This window comes from Micromonospora sp. CNZ286, assembly GCF_014207755.1.
The window spans coordinates 594,877-611,463 of record NZ_JACHIZ010000001.1 but is presented as its reverse complement, the minus strand read 5'-3'; the positions used below and the strand labels follow the sequence as shown (position 1 = coordinate 611,463).

Annotated in this window: 13 protein-coding genes; 4 read left to right on the top strand and 9 right to left on the bottom strand. The window is 75.0% G+C overall.

Features of this window, described 5'->3' with window-relative positions:
* Positions 1–77 precede the first annotated feature (77 nt).
* Together ddaH and rocD are read left to right on the top strand one after the other, a co-directional pair.
* Positions 78–893, top strand: coding sequence for a dimethylargininase (gene ddaH / locus FHX31_RS02975; RefSeq protein ID WP_184977739.1), 816 nt, complete (start codon positions 78–80; stop codon positions 891–893).
* A complete protein-coding gene (rocD, locus tag FHX31_RS02970) occupies positions 893–2,107 on the top strand; it encodes an ornithine--oxo-acid transaminase (protein WP_030271837.1) in 1,215 nt (404 codons plus the stop codon). The genes ddaH and rocD overlap by 1 nt, the downstream gene beginning before the upstream one ends.
* Positions 2,108–2,181: 74 nt before the next feature.
* Here rocD and FHX31_RS02965 read toward each other — a convergent pair whose 3' ends face one another.
* The gene (locus tag FHX31_RS02965; RefSeq protein ID WP_041784533.1) at positions 2,182–3,330 is read right to left on the bottom strand and encodes an FHA domain-containing protein; all 1,149 of its coding nucleotides are present in this window, start codon (positions 3,328–3,330) and stop codon (positions 2,182–2,184) included.
* A gap of 197 nt (positions 3,331–3,527) precedes the next feature.
* Positions 3,528–4,580 carry a fatty acid desaturase family protein gene (locus FHX31_RS02960; RefSeq protein ID WP_184974966.1) on the bottom strand — a complete coding sequence of 351 codons (1,053 nt, stop codon included), beginning with the start codon at positions 4,578–4,580 and terminating at the stop codon, positions 3,528–3,530.
* Positions 4,581–4,865: 285 nt separating this feature from the next.
* Between FHX31_RS02960 and FHX31_RS02955 the strand changes: the two genes are divergently transcribed.
* On the top strand, positions 4,866–5,645 hold the full coding sequence (locus tag FHX31_RS02955) for an SDR family NAD(P)-dependent oxidoreductase (RefSeq protein ID WP_013475298.1): 780 nt from the start codon (positions 4,866–4,868) through the stop codon (positions 5,643–5,645).
* Positions 5,646–5,702: 57 nt separating this feature from the next.
* Here FHX31_RS02955 and FHX31_RS02950 read toward each other — a convergent pair whose 3' ends face one another.
* From FHX31_RS02950 to FHX31_RS02935, 4 genes are read right to left on the bottom strand one after another with little or no spacing between them, the layout of a single operon-like run.
* Positions 5,703–9,110: an SCO7613 C-terminal domain-containing membrane protein gene (locus tag FHX31_RS02950; protein WP_184974963.1), complete on the bottom strand. Its 3,408-nt coding sequence runs from the start codon at positions 9,108–9,110 to the stop codon at positions 5,703–5,705.
* Between the two features lie 47 nt (positions 9,111–9,157).
* Complete coding sequence (gene cutA, locus FHX31_RS02945; protein ID WP_013288324.1) at positions 9,158–9,478, bottom strand: divalent-cation tolerance protein CutA; 321 nt, start codon at positions 9,476–9,478, stop codon at positions 9,158–9,160.
* A 55-nt stretch (positions 9,479–9,533) separates the two neighbouring features.
* Positions 9,534–10,556, bottom strand: coding sequence for a 1-acyl-sn-glycerol-3-phosphate acyltransferase (locus FHX31_RS02940; RefSeq protein ID WP_013475296.1), 1,023 nt, complete (start codon positions 10,554–10,556; stop codon positions 9,534–9,536).
* A complete protein-coding gene (locus FHX31_RS02935; protein ID WP_013475295.1) occupies positions 10,557–11,390 on the bottom strand; it encodes a patatin-like phospholipase family protein in 834 nt (277 codons plus the stop codon).
* 179 nt (positions 11,391–11,569) lie between these two features.
* Between FHX31_RS02935 and FHX31_RS02930 the strand changes: the two genes are divergently transcribed.
* Complete coding sequence (locus FHX31_RS02930; protein ID WP_123110483.1) at positions 11,570–13,063, top strand: serine/threonine protein kinase; 1,494 nt, start codon at positions 11,570–11,572, stop codon at positions 13,061–13,063.
* Between the two features lie 4 nt (positions 13,064–13,067).
* Here the strand turns inward: FHX31_RS02930 and FHX31_RS02925 are convergent, their stop codons facing one another.
* From FHX31_RS02925 to FHX31_RS02915, 3 genes are all read right to left on the bottom strand, one after another.
* On the bottom strand, positions 13,068–14,180 hold the full coding sequence (locus FHX31_RS02925) for a glycosyltransferase family 4 protein (protein WP_369830089.1): 1,113 nt from the start codon (positions 14,178–14,180) through the stop codon (positions 13,068–13,070).
* Positions 14,181–14,262: 82 nt separating this feature from the next.
* Entirely contained in the window at positions 14,263–14,934 is a 672-nt protein-coding gene (locus FHX31_RS02920) for a BON domain-containing protein (RefSeq protein ID WP_013288329.1), read from the bottom strand.
* A gap of 135 nt (positions 14,935–15,069) precedes the next feature.
* A complete protein-coding gene (locus FHX31_RS02915) occupies positions 15,070–16,584 on the bottom strand; it encodes a S1C family serine protease (RefSeq protein WP_123110482.1) in 1,515 nt (504 codons plus the stop codon).
* Between the last annotated feature and the right edge of the window lie 3 nt (positions 16,585–16,587).

Below are 16,587 nucleotides of genomic sequence, written 5' to 3'. Positions count from 1 at the left end.
CATAACGTTGGACCACGGCGCCAGCCCGTGGGCCGACGGTGGCCGGGCGCGCCCGACTCTGGGAGCACGACATGACGATGGACGCCATCCGCCAGCGCTTTCTGATGTGCCGGCCGACGTACTTCGCCGTCGACTACGCGATCAACCCGTGGATGGACCCCACCGCCCCGGTCGACGCCGACCTGGCGATCCGGCAGTGGGAGCAGCTTCGGCGCACGTACCTGGACCTGGGCCACGAGGTCGACCTGATCGAGCCGGTCGCCGGCCTGCCGGACATGGTCTTCGCCGCGAACGGCGGCACCGTGATCGACGGCAAGGCCATGGCGGTGCAGTTCCGCGACCCGCAGCGCGCCGACGAGGCGCCCGCGTACCGGGCCTGGTTCGAGGGCGCCGGCTTCGAGATGTACGACCCGAAGCACGTCAACGAGGGCGAGGGCGACGTCCTGCTGGCCGGTGACCACCTGCTCGCCGGCACCGGGTTCCGCACCGCGCACGCCTCGCACGCGCAGCTCCAGGAGGTCTTCGGCTACCCGGTGATCACCATGCAGCTCGTGGACCCCCGGTTCTACCACCTGGACACCGCGCTGACAGTGCTCGACGAGCGCACCGTGGCGTACCTGCCGGAGGCGTTCTCCCCCGGCAGCCGGGCGGTGCTGCGCCGGTTGTTCCCGGACGCGATCCACGCCACCATGGCCGACGCCGAGGTGCTGGGCCTGAACGCGGTCAGCGACGGCCGGCACGTGGTGCTGCCCGCGCAGGCCATCGACCTGGCCGCGAAGCTGCGCGACCGGGGCTACGAGACCATCGGGATCGACCTGTCCGAGCTGCGCAAGGCCGGCGGCGGACCGAAGTGCTGCACGTTGCGACTCCGTCAGGGAAAGGCGAGCAAGTGATCATCGACGACATGCTGCGGACTCCGTCCGCGGTCCGGGACGCGGAGCGTCACACGGCGCACAACTACCACCCGCTGCCCGTGGTGATCTCGTCGGCCGAGGGCGCCTGGCTGACCGACGTGGACGGCCGCCGCTACCTGGACTGCCTGGCGGGATACTCGGCGCTGAACTTCGGCCACCGGCACCCGAAGCTGATCGAGGCCGCGCACGCGCAGCTCGACCGGCTCACGCTGACCAGCCGCGCGTTCATCCACGACCAGTTCGCCGACTTCTGCCGCGAGCTGGCCGCGCTGTGCGGCAAGGACCTCGTGCTGCCGATGAACACCGGCGCCGAGGCGGTGGAGACCGGCATCAAGGTGGCCCGCAAGTGGGGCTACCAGGTCAAGGGCGTCACGCCGGGCCAGGCCAACATCGTGGTGGCGGAGGGCAACTTCCACGGCCGTACGACCACGATCGTCAGCTTCTCCACCGACGAGGACGCGCGCGCCGACTTCGGGCCGTACACCCCGGGTTTCACGGTGGTGCCCTACGGCGACCTGGACGCGCTGACCGCGGCGATCGACGAGAACACGGTGGCCGTGCTGCTGGAGCCGATCCAGGGTGAGCAGGGCGTCGTGGTGCCGCCGGAGGGCTACCTGCCGGGTGTGCGCCGGGTCTGCACCGAGCGCAACGTGCTGTTCGTCGCCGACGAGATCCAGTCGGGTCTGGGGCGTACCGGCGCGACGTTCGCCTGCGAGCACGAGGGCGTCGAGCCGGACATGTACCTGCTCGGCAAGGCGCTCGGCGGCGGCATCGTGCCGGTGTCGGCGGTGGCGGCGAACCGCGACGTGCTGGGTGTGCTCCAGCCGGGCCAGCACGGCTCGACGTTCGGCGGCAACCCGCTGGCCTGCGCGGTCGCGACCGAGGTGGTCCGGCTGCTCGCCACCGGCGAGTTCCAGCGCCGCTCGGCCGAGCTGGGCGAGCGGCTGCACGCCGGGCTGCGCGGCCTGATCGGCAAGGGCCTGGTGGCGGTACGCGGGCGCGGCCTGTGGGCCGGGCTGGACATCGACCCGGAGCTGATGACCGGCCGGCAGGCGTGCGAGCGGCTGATGGAGCGGGGCGTGCTGGCCAAGGACACGCACGGCTCGACCATCCGGCTCGCCCCACCGCTGGTGATCACCGCCGACGAGATCGACCACGCGGTGGCGCAGCTCGCCGCCGTCCTGGCCGGCTGAGGTCGTACGCGACCGACTCCGTACGCGAGAAGGCGCCGGGACCGCGACGGTCCCGGCGCCTTCGCACGTGCCCGTCAGGGACGCGGCAGCCGCATCGCCATGGTCGGCGCCTCGGCCATCACCGAGTTCGGGGTGTACTTCGCGTCGCTGCTCATGTCGTCCGCGCGGCCCACCTGCACGCCCGGGTACAGCTCGATCAGGTCGCTCTCGGCGAGCACCCGGGACTGCTGCGGCGCCAGCGCGATCCGCTCGTGCTCGGCCATCGAACCACCGGGGCGTACGCCGGAGCCGTTGGTGCTGGTGTCGGTGACCACCACCTCGCCCACCCGCAGCTCCAGCCGGATGTGGCTGCGGCTGATCCAGCGCCGGGCCTCGTCGTTGAGCCACTGGCCGAGCGTCACCCCACCCGGGCCGTCCGGTGCCCGGCCGATCGCCACCGGTTCGGTCTCGGTGAGCACGAACCGCTTGCGGACCAGACCGCCGATGCGCACGGCGAGTACAGCGGTACGCGGGCGCGGGCCGGCGTCGGAGAGCCGTGCGCCGTGCCGGGGGCAGGTCGGCGCGCCGGTACGCAGCGTGGGCGGCGGCTGCTCGGCCGGCACCCGGTCCACGGCGGCCAGGTCGGCGAAGGCGCCACCGCCCCCACCGCCGCCGAACAGCGCGCAGCCCGGCTCGGGACAGCGCCACTTCCGGGAGAGCACCTTGACGCCCGCGGGTGAGCGACTGCCGGTGGCCGGGTCCTGGCCGCCGCCGACGTGCGCGATGAACACCGGCCCGCCGGCGCCGGGCACCGGGGCGAGCACCCGGCCCGCCTGCCCGACCCACGGGTACCGCCCGACGAGCCCGTCCAGCCGCGCCCGGGTGAGCACCGGCAGGCCGAGCAGGTCGGCCACCTCCAGCATCCGGTCACCGGGCTGGTCGAGCACCTCCACCAGGCCGTCGTCGGCCCACCGGCGCACCACCATCCGCTCGTTCGAGGTCAGGTCGGCGTCGGACAGCAGCGCCCGGTGCACGATCGCGTAGACCGGGACGCTGTCCTCGCCGATCTGCCGGGACAGCGCGTCGATCACCATGCCGAGTCGCAGCAGGCTGGCCGGACGGCCGCCGTCCAGGTTCTGCCAGCGGATCACCTCGGCCAGGTCGACCACGGCCCGGGCCAGCGACGGATCGGTGCAGACCCGACCCTCGATGGCGTCGAGCACCTTGCTGATCTCGAATCTCATGCCGCAGCTCCGCACGATGTCGTCCCGTGACGCGGCCGGGGCCGGTCGGCCCGCCGCGCCGCGCGCCACCACCGCGGCGCGTCCTCCACCATGCGACGACCCTACCGGCCACCCCCGTCGGCGGCGTGGCGGCGCACTCCCGAAAGGGGCGTACGCCACCGGGCGGGCGCCGCTCGCCCCCGCCCGGCCCGCCGCGCTCAGGCCGCGCGCAGCGGCCGGCCCACGTCGTGCAGGTGCACCAGGGCCTGCCGGTACGACTCGACCAGCCCGGTCTCCGCGTACGGGACGCCCTGCTCGGCGCAGTACGCCATCACCAGCGGCCGGGCCCGGCGCAGGTTGGCGCGCGGCATGTTCGGGAACAGGTGGTGCTCGATCTGGTAGTTGAGCCCGCCCAGCGCCAGGTCGACGAACCGGCCGCCGCGGACGTTGCGTGAGGTCAGCACCTGCTTGCGCAGGTAGTCCAGCTCGTCGTCGGCGGTGGGCATCGGCATGCCCTTGTGGTTCGGGGCGAACGAGCAGCCCATGTAGAGGCCCCACAGCCCCTGGTGCACGGCGACGAACAGCAGCGCCTTCGCCGGTGACATGACCGCGAACAGCAGCCCGAGGTAGCCGGCGGCGTGCGCGGCGAGCAGCAGCGCCTCCACGGCCCGGTGCCGCATCGGCACCCGCCACCGCCCGTCCGGTTCCCGGCCGACGAGCGCCTGCACGCTCGCCACGTGCAGCGCCAGCCCTTCCAGCAGCAGCAGCGGGAAGAACAGCCACGCCTGGCGGCGGGCCATCCACCGGCTCAGGCCGCGCGTCGCCGTCGCCTGCTCGTACGTCCAGACCAGCGCGCCCGCGCCGACGTCCGGGTCCTCGTCGGTGTGGTTCGGGTTGGCGTGGTGCCGGTTGTGCTTGTCCACCCACCAGCCGTAGCTGAGCCCGACCGCGAGGTTGCCGGCGACCAGTCCGGCCGCCTCGCTCGGCTCGCGCCGGCGGAACATCTGCCGGTGCCCGGCGTCGTGGCCGAGGAACGCCACCTGCGTGGTGGCCACCGCCATCACCACCGCCAGCGGCACCTGCCACCACGAGTCACCGACGAGCGCCACCACGATCCAGCCGGCCAGGAACGCGCCGAGCGTGAGCGCGATCCGCAGCGCGTACCGGCCGGGCCGCCGCTCGAGCAGTCCCGCCTCGGCGATCCGGCGGGACAGCCGCGCGTAGTCGCTGCCCCGCCGTGCCGCGGGTTCCGTCGACGTGGAAGTGGTCATGTCGCCCCCGATGCCGCGAGCCACGCTCCGTACGCGACTCTCCGTCACCGATTCTGGCGATGACCGTCGCCGTGGGTAATCCCGCAGACCCCCGGCTCGGAGGTGGTGCTGGCCCTACCTCTCCGGGCCGGCGCGGCGCAAACGATCTTCGTCACACCGCAGCGAGCCCGTACGACGGTGGGCGCACCCCCTCTGACCAGCTAATCTGTACGTAAAGATGAGTACCACTCAGCTGAACGGCCGATAGGCAGGCTGCACGGTCGTCGACAGACGGGAGACAGCGCGGTGCGTGGATTGACGGACAAGGTGGTGTTGGTGACGGGCGGCGGCTTCAGCCCGGACCAGGTGGGCTCCGGACTCGGCATGTCCATGTGCGTCGAGCTGGCCGCCGAGGGCGCGAAGGTGGTCGTCTCCGACCTCTCCCTGGAACGCGCCGAGGCGACAGTCACGCGCGTCAAGGAAGCCGGCGGCGACGCGGTGGCGGTGGCGGCCGACGTCACCGACGAGGACTCGGTGCGCGCCATGGTGAGCGCCGCCCTCGACGCGTACGGGCGCATCGACGTGCTGGTGAACAACGCCGGCGTGTTCGGCGCGTACGTGCCGCTGCTGGAGATCGAGAACAGCCAGTGGGACCGCGTCATGGAGGTCGACCTGAAGGGCGTCTTCCTCGCCACCAAGGCCACGCTGCCGCACATGCTGGAGCGCGGCAAGGGCGTCGTGATCAACGTGTCGTCGGCGTCCGGCGTGGTCGCCAGCGAGGTCGGCGCGGAGTACACCACCGCCAAGCACGGCGTCATCGGGCTGACCAAGCAGATCGCCTACGACTACGGCCACCAGGGCATCCGTGCGGTCGGCATCGGCCCCGGCGTGATCAAGACCGCCGCCTTCGAGGGCGCGGAGATCACCAGCGACTTCCCGTTCTACGACCTGACCATGCAGGCGCCCGCCGGCCGGTACGGCGAGCCGCACGAGATCGCCCGCGCGGTCTGCTTCCTCGCCAGCGACGACGCGTCCTTCATCCACGGCCACACCATCCCGGTCGACGGTGGTTCGCCGATCAGGTGAGGCGAACGGATCGGCCCGGGCGGGATCGTCTCCCGCCCGGGCCGCGTCCCCGCCGGGTCAGCCGAGCCGGGCGACGGCGTCGCGCAGCCGGACCAGGTCGCGCCGGCGCCGCTCGTAGGTGGCGGCCAGCCCGATCAGCAGCAGCCCGCCGAGGCCCAGGAAGATCCAGCGGGGCAGCAGGTCCCAGCCCCGGGCCAGCTCGTGCAGCGCCAGCGGCACCAGCGTGGCCGCGCCCAGCACCACTGGCGCCTGCCAGCGCCGGGCCGCCCCGCCGAGCACGACGGCGAGCGCCGCCGCGCCGAGCGCCAGCCGCCGCCACGGCTGCGGCTCACCTGACACCAGCACCGACACGAGGCTCGGCAGGAACGCCGCACCGAGTCCCGGGCCGAGCGCCAGCCAGCTGGTCAGCCCGGGCCGGCGCCGCAGCGCCAGTAGCCCGGCGCCCAGGGCGAGCGCCGCCGCCGGCAGCGTGTACGCCTCCAGCACGACCACCCCGCCCGCGGCGAGCAGCAACCACCCGCCGACCAGCTCGCTGCCGGCGGCCACCGCCGCCAGCACGCGACGCCCGGCCGGCGACTCGCCCCGGCGCGGCACCCGGACCGCGACGGCCACACCCCACAGCACGCAGACCGCCGCCGCGTACCGCAGCGAGCCGCCGGTGAGCAGCAGCGCGAGCAGCGCCACGGCCTGCGCCGCCGCCTCCAGCGCCCACGCACCGGCCCGCCCCGCGCCGACGCCGCCCGGCCCTCGGACCACGCGCAGCAGCGGCGCCGTGTGCAGCGTCACCGCCGCGACGGCCAGGGCGGCGAACGCCGCGGTACGCAGCGGCAGCCCCGCCGCCAGCGACGCGGTGACCGCGAACCCGGTGGCAGTCGCGACCGCGCCCAGCCACCCCGCGATCCGGACCACCGCCGGCCGCCCGGCCGCCCCGGTCACGGCACCGGCCACCACCAGCGCCCCGAGTGCGGCGAGCGTTCCCGCCCGGGTGGCGAGCAGGCCACCGAACCCGGGTACGGCCAGCACCGCCCCGAGCGGCACGAGCACCACCGGGCGCGCGCCGGTGAGCGCGACGACCAGCAGCGCTGCCAGCCCGACGCCGAACGCGACCGCCGGCACCACCGGCCAGGGCGCACCGGCCGCCTCCGCCAGCACCGGCAGCGCGACAGCGCCGAACGGCAGCGCGGCGAGCCACCAGGCGGCGCGGCGATCCGTGGCGGCGTACGCCCCGGCGGCGACGCCCAGGAGCAGCAGCACCAGCCCGGCGCGGGCGGTCCCGGCCGAGGCAGCCGCGGCGGCGGGCACCCCGGACCAGGGTTGCACCGGCAGGTCAACGAGCAACGTCAGCACCACCGGGGACACGGCCAGCAACGCCATGGCGGCCAGCACGGCGCCGACCGCGCGCAGCGCGACCGCCGGCCGGGAGCCGGCCCCGGCGGCGAGCGCCAGCAGCACCCCCACCGCTGCGTACGGCGCCACCGGTTCCCCGCCCGGCGCGACGAGCGGCCCGAGGCCGACCCCGGCGAGCGCGACGGCGAGCCCCGTCGAGGCGTACCCGCTCAGGTCGGTCCACAGGCGACGGACGGCGAGGACGACGACGACCGGCACCACGACGGCGGCGGTCGCGCCGCGCAGCTGCCACCAGGCCGGCGCGCCGAGGCCGAGCAGCGCGACCGCCACGCCCGCCGGTACGGCGAGCAGCGAAACGGCCAGCGCGACGCCGCCGACGACCGGCTGCGCGCCCTGTCCACGCCGGCCCAGCGTGGCGAGCGCCGCGCCGAGCACCGCCGTGACGGCGAGCACGGCCACGGCCCCGCCCGGGGCGGCGCAGCCGACGAGCAGCGCGTGCCCGAGCAGTACCGCCCCGGCCGACGCGGTGACCGGCACGACGACCCGCCCTCCACGCGGCCGGGCCACCGCCGCCAGCAGCAGCGCGGCGGCCGTCGCGAGGTCCACGACCAGCACCAGCGGCCACGGCGTCGCCGTCACGGCCGGCGCGGCGAGGGCGACCAGACCGGCGGCGGCCACGCCGGCGAGCGGCCGGACGGCCCGGGGCGTCAGCAGCGCGACCGCCCCGGCGGTCAGCAGCAGGGCCACCGGAAGCTGCCAGCCCCAGGACGGGACCGGCACGTCCCGGCCGCCCTGCCAGGCCGGGAAGCCGACGCTCGCGGTGGACGCGCCGACCAGGCCGGTGAGCACGACCGCCACCTGGCCCAGCGCGGCGGCCACGGCGAGCGCGCCCACGAGCGGACCGGTCCGGACCGGCGCCGGCAACGCCCGGACCGCACCGGCGAGCGCCGCCACCACGAGGCCGGCGGCGATCAGCAGCAGCCCGGACCGCCACTCGCCGACCGGCCGGATCAGCGCGACCGCGAGCACCGGCACCAGCAGCCCGGTGGTCGTCGCGCGCCAGAGGCGGCCACCCGCGGCGAGCCCGCCGGCGACCAGCGCCAGCGCCACCACCAGCAGCGGACCGCCGGCCAGCAGCGGCGTGCCCGCCGCGTGGCCGACCGCCAGCGGCACCAGCGCGCAGCCGGCCGCCAGGACCAGCGCCGTGCCGTGCCCGGTCCAGCCCAGCACCCGCCCGGCCACCAGCGCGGTGCGATTGCCGGAGGTACGGCGGCGCAGCACGACCACGACCGCGAGGTCACCGAGCGCCACGGCGGTCAGCACCAGCGCCCAGCCGGCGGCGGTGGGCCGGAACGCGGCAGCGGCCAGCGGCAGCACCGGCTGCGCGAGCAGCCACGCCGCGAACCAGGGTGCGGTGAGGCGGCTGACCAGCGCGTAACCGGCGGCCACCGCGGCGCTGCCCGCCGCCACCAGCGCCGCGTACCGGCTGCCGGGCAGGCCGGTCACCCCGAACAGGTCCACCGACCAGGCGGCGGATCCGTCCAGGACCACCAGGAGCAGCGCCACCGAGGCGAGCGTCTCGGCGGTGCCACGCAGCCCGCGGGCCCGGGCGACGAGCGGCGCGACCAGGGCCAGCGCGGTGACGGCGAGCAGGATCAGCGCCCGGCCGGCCACCCCGAACGTGCTCCAGGCGACGGCGGTGAACACCACGGCGGCGGTGCCGAGCAGCAGGCCACCGAGGACGAACAGCAGGCCCTGGACCGCGCGGGTGGAGGTCTCCGCGCCGCCGGGGCGTACCGCGACGGGGGTGGGCGGAAGCTGACGCGGCGGCGTCGGCGCCGGGAGCGGCGCGGGGCCGGCGGCGCGCGGCGCGGGGATCTCCTGCCGGATCCGGGCCGCCAGCACCGCCCGCCGCTGCCGGGCCGTGACCAGCCGGCCGGACAGATCCTGGTACGTCAGCCGGGCCGCCTCGACGCGCGGCACCAGCTCGGTGATCTCCCGGTCCAGCCGGACAACCTCGGCGGCGGGCGGGTAGGGCGGGCGGCCGCAGGCGCGGCATCCGGCGACGAGGTCGGCCGGAGCGCCGCAACCGGGGCAGGGGTAGCCGGTGTTCTCCACCCCGCCAGCTTCGTCAACGGCGGAGCGGACCGACAGAGTAGGAGTACCTAGGGCCGGGTCTGCTCGTGTACCCAGGCGGTGTAGCCGGGGTTGCCGCTGTCCTCCCGGCTGACCAGGATCTCCGGCACCTCGTACGGGTGGTTGGCGCGGAGCTGGTCGACCAGGGCGTCCACCCGGTCCGGCGCGGTCTTGAACCGCACCTGCCACTCGGCGGTGGTCTGGATCGCCGACTGCCACCAGTAGGTGCTGTCCACCGGGCCGCCGACCTGGGCGCAGGCCGCCAGCCGGCCGGCGACGGCCGCGGCCGCCAGCACGTCCGCGACCCCGCGGGCGTCCACCACAGTCGTCACCACGCAGATCTGATCCACCAGCGCACCCTACGTGGCGTACCGCCGCCACGCCGAGCAGGCGCGGGGGAATCGGTCAGGTGTCGGCCGCGCCGTTGCGGTTGGCGGCGATCCACGTGTCGATGCGGGCCCACCAGTCGAACAGCCAGTCGATGCGTTCCTGCTTGCCGGCCGGGATCTCCTCCGGCGGCACCGACCAGAACCGCATCACGATCCGCTTGTCCATCGGCAGCTCGCGCCACACGTCGGCGACGGTGAGCATCTGGTCCAGGCCGGTGTGCGCCACGAAGATCACGCCGGCGTCCGGCGCGGCGTCGAGCGCGGCGAGCAGCCCGCCCGGCTGCGGGGCGAGCACGTGCCGCAGCCGCTCGGCGCGCCGCGCCATCCGTTCCAGGCCGAGCGACCGCAGCCGGTCGATCGCGCGCAGCCGCCGCGACGGCGTGAAGTTGCCGCCCTCCGGGAAGATCACGAAGGCGTCGTCGTCGTCCAGGCCGGTGGCCAGGTGCCCGATCTGCCGCACCACCGACTCCCGCCCGTCCGGCCCGGCCGCGATGAACCGGTTGGGCAACCGGTTGAGCAGCACGTCGATGGCCGGATCCCACTGGAGGGTCTCCTTGAGCACGATCCGGGGTTCCCGCCTGAACCAGTTCACCAGCGCGTGGATCAGGATGAACGAGTCGCCCGGCCCGGCGTGCCGGCAGACCACGAGTTCGGGACGGCCCGGCAGGGCGGTGTCCGGGTCGGTGCCGACCACGTCGATGCTCAGCCGCAGCGTCCACCGGGCCTGCCAGAACATGATCCGCAGGAACCACCCGGCCAGGACGTAGTGGGCCCGCTGGAAGGCCGGCGCGCGTTTGTACGCGCCGAAGCCCGAGGCGAGCCAGAGCAGGAACAGGGCGAGCAGCGCGGCGGCGTCCCAGACCAGGTAGACGGTGCCGATCCAGAGCAGCCGCAGCGGGCGCAGCCGTCCCGGCACCAGCGGGGACGCGGCGAGCGCCAGCAGCGCCCAGGCCGGCAGCGTGGTCACCACGAGGAAGGCCAGCAGCACCACACCAGGGGCGAGCACCAGCCGGCGTAGCCAGCGGGGTGGCAGCGGCATTCAGCGCTCCAGCGCGGTGTCCAGGTATCGGCGGGAGGCAGTGTACGCGCGACTGATCCGCCGTCCCACCGCCGCCGTGTCCCGGTACGCCCACGGGCTGTCGTCGCGCGGCTCCAGCCCGCCGGTGGGCAGCACGTGCACCTCGACGTCCTCGGGCAGCGCCGCCATCTCCCGCGCGAACCGGTGCCGGCGGGCGATCTCGAACGCCACCTGGGCGATCTCCCAGGGGCGGCGCGGCGGCGTCAGCTCGCGTTCGATCCGGCCCACCTGGAGCACGAAGATCTGCTTCGCGCCGAGCAGCACCGCCTCGCCGACCGGGATCGAGTTGACCACCCCGCCGTCGATGTAGTGCTGGCCGTCGAGCTGGGTCGGGGGCAGCAACCCGGGCACCGAGGCGGAGGCGAGCACCGCCGGCACCAGCGGTCCGGTGTGGAACCAGTGTTCGGCCGCGCGCTCGATGTTCGCGGCGCAGCAGCGGAACGGCACGGCCAGGTCGGCGAACGTGGTGTCCTCCCCCAGCGCGCTCTCCAGCAGGCGGTACAGCGGGCGGGGCGAGTGCAGGTGGGTACGTGCCGCGAACCGGCGCAGCTGCCGGGCGACCGAGTCGCCGTACACCTCGCTGGCCTCGGGCGACGCCCAGAGCCGGACCAGCCGGTCGGTGACCGCCTCGGTCGGGTCGGCGGCGACCAGGGCGCCGTTGACCGCGCCGATCGACGTACCCAGCACGAGGTCGGGTCTGATCCGGGCGCGGAACAGGGCACGCAGCATGCCCACCTCGACCGCGCCGAGCACTCCCCCGCCGCCGAGCACGAACGCCACCGGACCTGCTGCCATGCCGTTCATCCTGGCACGCGGCCCACACCCGGCCGGGTGGCCGCCCCGACCGAGGTGGGAGCGTCACGCGACGCCGCCCGGGCTATGACACAGCGCGATCGTCAACGGGACGACTGTTGACAGGTCAGACACATTCCCGCAACCTGATAGCGCTCCCGAGCCCAGGCAGGTGCGAGCTGATGGCGACACTCCAGGCCGGCCGTCTGCTGGCCCGGCGGTACCGGCTCATCGACCGGATCGGTGCCGGTGGCATGTCGGTGATCTGGCGTGCCCGCGACGAGGTGCTCGACCGGGTGGTGGCGGTGAAGGTGCTCGCCCCCTCGCTCGCCGCCGACGCGCGGTTCCGCGACATGGTGCGCGAGGAGGCCCGCTCGGCCGCCCAGCTCGACCATCCGCACGTCACAGCCGTGCACGACTACGGCGAGACGGTGGCCCCGGACGGTTCCATCACCTCGTTCGTGGTGATGGAACTGCTCAGCGGCGAGGAGCTGGAACACCTGCTGACCCAGGGGCCGCTGCCCTGGCCGGCAGCGGTGGAGACGGGCGCGCAGGTGGCCGAGGCGCTGGCCGCGGCGCACCGGCTCGGCATCGTGCACCGCGACGTGACCCCGGCCAACGTGATGATGACCGGCACCGGCGCGAAGGTGCTCGACTTCGGCATCGCCACCCGGATCGGCACGCCGGACGACGACGAGGACGGCGGCACGTTCGGCACCCCGGCGTACGTGGCCCCGGAGCGGCTCGACGGCGCGCCCGCCCAGCCGGCCACCGACGTGTACTCGCTCGGCGTGCTGCTGTTCGAGACGCTGACCGGGCACCCCCCGTACCCGGCGGAGACCTGGGAACAACTGAGCGCGGCGCTCGCGGACTGTCCGGAGCCCACACTGGACGACGTACCGGGCCTGCCCGGGCCGGTCGCTGACATCTGCCTGCGCTGCCTGGCCCGCGACCCGCGTCACCGGCCCACCGCGCACCAGGTGGCCGCCGTGCTGCGCGACCAGATGCTGCCCGCCGACCCGCAGGCGGCCACCATGCTGGCGCCGACCATGACGCTGCCCGCGCTGACCTCCCCGCCGCCGGCCGGCCCGGAACCGGCGGGGCCGCCGACCCCGGGCCAGGCCCCCGCGGCGCAGCCGATCCCGGAGCCGGGGCAGGATCCCGCCGCGCAGCCGGTTCCGGGCCGGCGGCGGACCCTCACGCTGGCCGCAGTCGGCGTGACTGTGGTCGCCGCGGCGGCGCTGCTGGCGTCCGCGCTGACGCCGGACCGGCCCGCCGGCCCCCGGGTGCTGCCGACCGCCGGGCCGGTGCAGCCGTCGCCCGCCGAACCGCCGGTGACCGAGGAGCCGGCCACCACGCCGCCGGCCGGGCCGACCACTCTGCCGTCGACCGGCGGCGTGCGCCCGCCGGCCGCCGGTCAGGCCGACGCCGCCGAACGGGTGGACGGGCTGATCGAGGCCGGGCTGACCGAGGGCCAGATCCGCGAGGACGTCGGGGTGGACCTGCGCAACCTGCTGCGCAACGCGGTCGCCGCGAACGGCGAGGGCGAGGTGACAGCCGCCGTGGACCGGCTCCGTGGCAAGATCGACGAGCGTCGCCGGGAGGGCAGCATCAGCCCCGGGTACGCGCGGCGACTCGACGCCGCCGCGGCGGAACTCGTGGCCGGGCAGACCTGACGGGTCAGCCGGCCACGACCGGCGCGACCGCCCGCTGTGCCCGTGCGGGCGCCCGCGCGGCCAGGAAGCCCCGGTAGACCGCCTCGTAGTCGGCGGCCATCCGCTCCACCGAGAAGTTCTCCGCCACGTGCGCCACGCAGTCCGCCGGGTCCAGGTCCGCCGCCGCCCGCAACGCCGCCGGCAGCTCGCCCGGGTGGTCGCAGACGAAACCGGTCACCCCGTCGCGGACCAGTTCCGGCACCGCGCCCCGGCCCAGCGCCACCACCGGCGTACCCGTCGCCATCGCCTCCACCATCACCATGCCGAACGGCTCCGCCCACTGGATCGGCATGATCAGGCAGCGGGCGTCCAGCAGCAGCCGCAGCGCGGTCACCCGGTCCGCGTTCACCACGGGCGTCACGTCGTCGCCGAGCAGCGGCCGGACCACCTGCTCCAGGTAGCGGCGCTCAGCGGGCTCGTTGCACTTGCCCGCGAGCGTGAGCGGCAGCCCGGCCGCCCGGCAGGCCGCGATCGCCACGTCCGGGCCCTTGTCCGGGCTGAACCGGGCCAGCCAGAGCACCGGGCCCGCGCCCGGGCTGCGCTTGCGGGGGATGTCCCGCAGCGGCATCGCGTTGTGCACGGTGCCCGCCCAGGGCAACCCCGGATTGGCCCGGCGCTGGGCGTGCGAGATCGCGATCAGGCCCACACCCCGGTCGGTGTTGCCGAGCACAGTGCCGTACTCGCCGACCGGGTTGCCGTGCACGGTGGCCACTGTGGGCACGCGGCGGCGGCCGGCCACCATCGGGCCGATCGTGGTGTGGTCGTGGATCAGGTCGAAGTCGGCCGGGTCGACCAGGCGGTCCACGTGGGCCAGGTGCGCCAGTTCGGGCAGCGACTCGCCCATCCGCTCGTACTGGAGGTCGTCGCAGGTGGAGACGAAGTCGGCGGCGGTGCCGTGCTCGGTCCCGGCGCCGAACAGCGTGACGCGGTGCCCCCTGTCGACGAGCGCGTCGACGAGCCCCGCCACCACTGTCTCCAGCCCGCCGTAGCCGGGCGGCGGCACCGACAGCCACGGCGGCACCACCATGGCGATCCGCAACGGCCCGGCCCACGCGCGCTCCGAGGACTGCTGGTTCACGGCCACGAGTCCTCCCCGTCGGTCCCCGGCATACCCCGCTGCGCGCGGGTTCCCGGCCCGGCCCGCGGTAAACGACGGGCGGTCAGCCGGACACCACGATCGCGACGTGCACCTCCCGTACGCCGGGCAGCGCCCAGGCGGCCCGTTCCGCGTCCTCCCGCTGCCACCAGGCGCTCACCACACCGTCGAGCACCACCGTGTCGCCGTCGACCCGGGCGTCGATCCGCTCGGTCCCGGTACGCCGCAGCAGCAGGCGGCGCAGGTCGATCCGCTTCTGCTCGTCACTCGGCGGGGTCGGCGGCCGCACCTCGACCAGGTTCGTCACCCCGCGTACGCCGCGCAGCCGGCGCAGTTCCCGTTCGGCGGTACGGCGCTGGAAGCCGAACTCGACCTCGCCGCGCAGCATGATCCAGCCGTCGGCGACGGTCACGTCCAGCCGCTCGGCGGGCACGAAGCTGTCCCACTCCAGCGCCCGGCTCGCAGCGATCGCGATGTCGGCGTCGGTACGCCGGTCCGTGGCGGGCAGGTCGACCGCCAGGTCACTGGCGACCGCCCGTACGCCGCGTACCCGGTGGGCGCAGCGCTCGACGGCCCACCGCCGGGCGTAGCTGTCCACCTGGCCGGTGAGCGTCACGACGCCCCGCGCGACTGTCACGCCGACCTCGGTGGCCCGGGTCTGCGCGTCCCAGTCCAGTTCGGCGAGGACGTCGCGCTGGATCTGCTGGTCGGTACGCACGGCGGACGTGGTGGTCATGCCCCGACCCTCCCGCCGGTACGGGTGAGGCGCGCTCACCCGTACCGGGTGAGAAACGAGGAGGGGCGGCGGGTGACGGAGCCAACCCCCTTGGCTCCGTCACCCGCCGCCCGGGAGGGAGGCAGGTCCTCGGGACTATGACGTCTCGGCGAGCGTCACGGTTGCGTTCTCGGTGGATCCGTTTCGCTTGTACTGCACCTCGACCCGGTCGCCGACCTTGCCGGCCTGCACGGCGCCGACCAGGTCGTTCGAGTCGTTGATCACCTTGTCGCCGAACTTGGTGATCACGTCGCCGCGCTGGATCCCGGCCTTCTCGGCGGGGCTGCCGGGCGTGACCGCGGCGACCAGCGCGCCGCCGTCCTCGGCGCCGTTCACGCTCACCCCGAGCGAGGGGTGGCTGATCTTCTCGCCGCGCTGGAGCTTCTCGGCCACGTTCTTGGCCTTGTTGCTCGGGATGGCGAAGCCCACGCCGATGTTTCCGGTGCTGCCCTGCCCGGCGGTGGCGATGGCGGTGTTGATGCCGATCACCTCGCCCCGGGTGTTGACGAGCGCGCCGCCGGAGTTGCCCGGGTTGATCGGGGCGTCGGTCTGGAGCAGGCCGGAGATCGAGCTGGCGCCCTGCTGCGGGTTCTGCTGGCCGCCCTCCCCCGCCTGGATGGTGCGGTCGCGGGCGCTGAGGATGCCGGCGGTGACCGAGCCCTGGAGGCCGAGCGGGCTGCCCAGGGCGAGCACCTGGTCACCGACCTGCATGGCGTCGCTGTCGCCGAACTTGGCCGCCTTCAGGTTGCTCACGCCACTGGCCTGGACCACAGCGAGGTCGGTCTTCGGGTCGGTGCCGACGATCTTCGCGGAGGCGCTCTTGCCGTCGGCGAAGACCACCCGCACGGTGTCACCACCGGCGCCGGCGACGACGTGGTTGTTGGTGAGCACGAACCCGTCGGCGCTGAGGATCACCCCGGAGCCCTCACCGCTGTTCGTCATGATCGTGACGATGCTGTCCTGGACGGAGGCCGCGATCTTGGGCAGGTCGGCGCTGTTGATCACCGGCGCGGCGGAGTAGGTGCGGGTGGGACCGTCCCCGTCGAGCGCGAGGGCGAGCGCGCCACCGGCCGCGCCGGAGCCGAGCATCAGGACCAGCGCCAGCGCGCCCGCGCCGACGAACTTCCCGGCCCGGCTGGGGCGTGCCGGCTGCTGCGGGCCCCACTGCGGCATCGGCTGCCCGGGCTGGTACGACTGGTATCCCTGCTGCGTCTGGTACGGCTGTGCCTGGTACGACGGCACCGGCCCACCGTGCTGCGTGGACGGGTAGCCCGCGGCGGTCTGCTGGTTCCAGCCGCCCTGCTGGTGCTGCTGCCCGTACCAGGGGTGCGGCTGCCCCGAGGCCGGGTACGGCGGCGCGGACGGCGTCGCCGGCTGCGGCGGGTACGGCCCGGCGGGCGCGGTGTTTCCGGCGCTCTCCGCCGGGTTCGTGTGCCCGGCGGACGTGCTGGTTCCGGCGGCCGGGGAGTCGGCCGGAACCGACGCCGCGGCCGGGGTGCTGGAGGAGTCCGACGTCCCGCTCTCGAGGCGGGGCAGCTCGGCGGTGTGGTGCGACGGCTCGGCGTCGGCGGGGGCCGGCGACCGCTGCGGATCGGTCTCGTGGTCGGTCATGCC

Excerpts from the sequence above, each read along its gene's own strand:
- ddaH (WP_184977739.1), top strand. The coding sequence starts at position 78 with ATGGACGCCATCCGCCAGCGCTTTCTGATGTGCCGGCCGACGTACTTC.
- FHX31_RS02965 (WP_041784533.1), bottom strand. The coding sequence starts at position 3,330 with ATGAGATTCGAGATCAGCAAGGTGCTCGACGCCATCGAGGGTCGGGTC.
- FHX31_RS02960 (WP_184974966.1), bottom strand. The coding sequence starts at position 4,580 with ATGACCACTTCCACGTCGACGGAACCCGCGGCACGGCGGGGCAGCGAC.
- FHX31_RS02940 (WP_013475296.1), bottom strand. The coding sequence starts at position 10,556 with ATGCCGCTGCCACCCCGCTGGCTACGCCGGCTGGTGCTCGCCCCTGGT.
- FHX31_RS02935 (WP_013475295.1), bottom strand. The coding sequence starts at position 11,390 with ATGGCAGCAGGTCCGGTGGCGTTCGTGCTCGGCGGCGGGGGAGTGCTC.
- FHX31_RS02930 (WP_123110483.1), top strand. The coding sequence starts at position 11,570 with ATGGCGACACTCCAGGCCGGCCGTCTGCTGGCCCGGCGGTACCGGCTC.
- FHX31_RS02920 (WP_013288329.1), bottom strand. The coding sequence starts at position 14,934 with ATGACCACCACGTCCGCCGTGCGTACCGACCAGCAGATCCAGCGCGAC.
- FHX31_RS02915 (WP_123110482.1), bottom strand. The coding sequence starts at position 16,584 with ATGACCGACCACGAGACCGATCCGCAGCGGTCGCCGGCCCCCGCCGAC.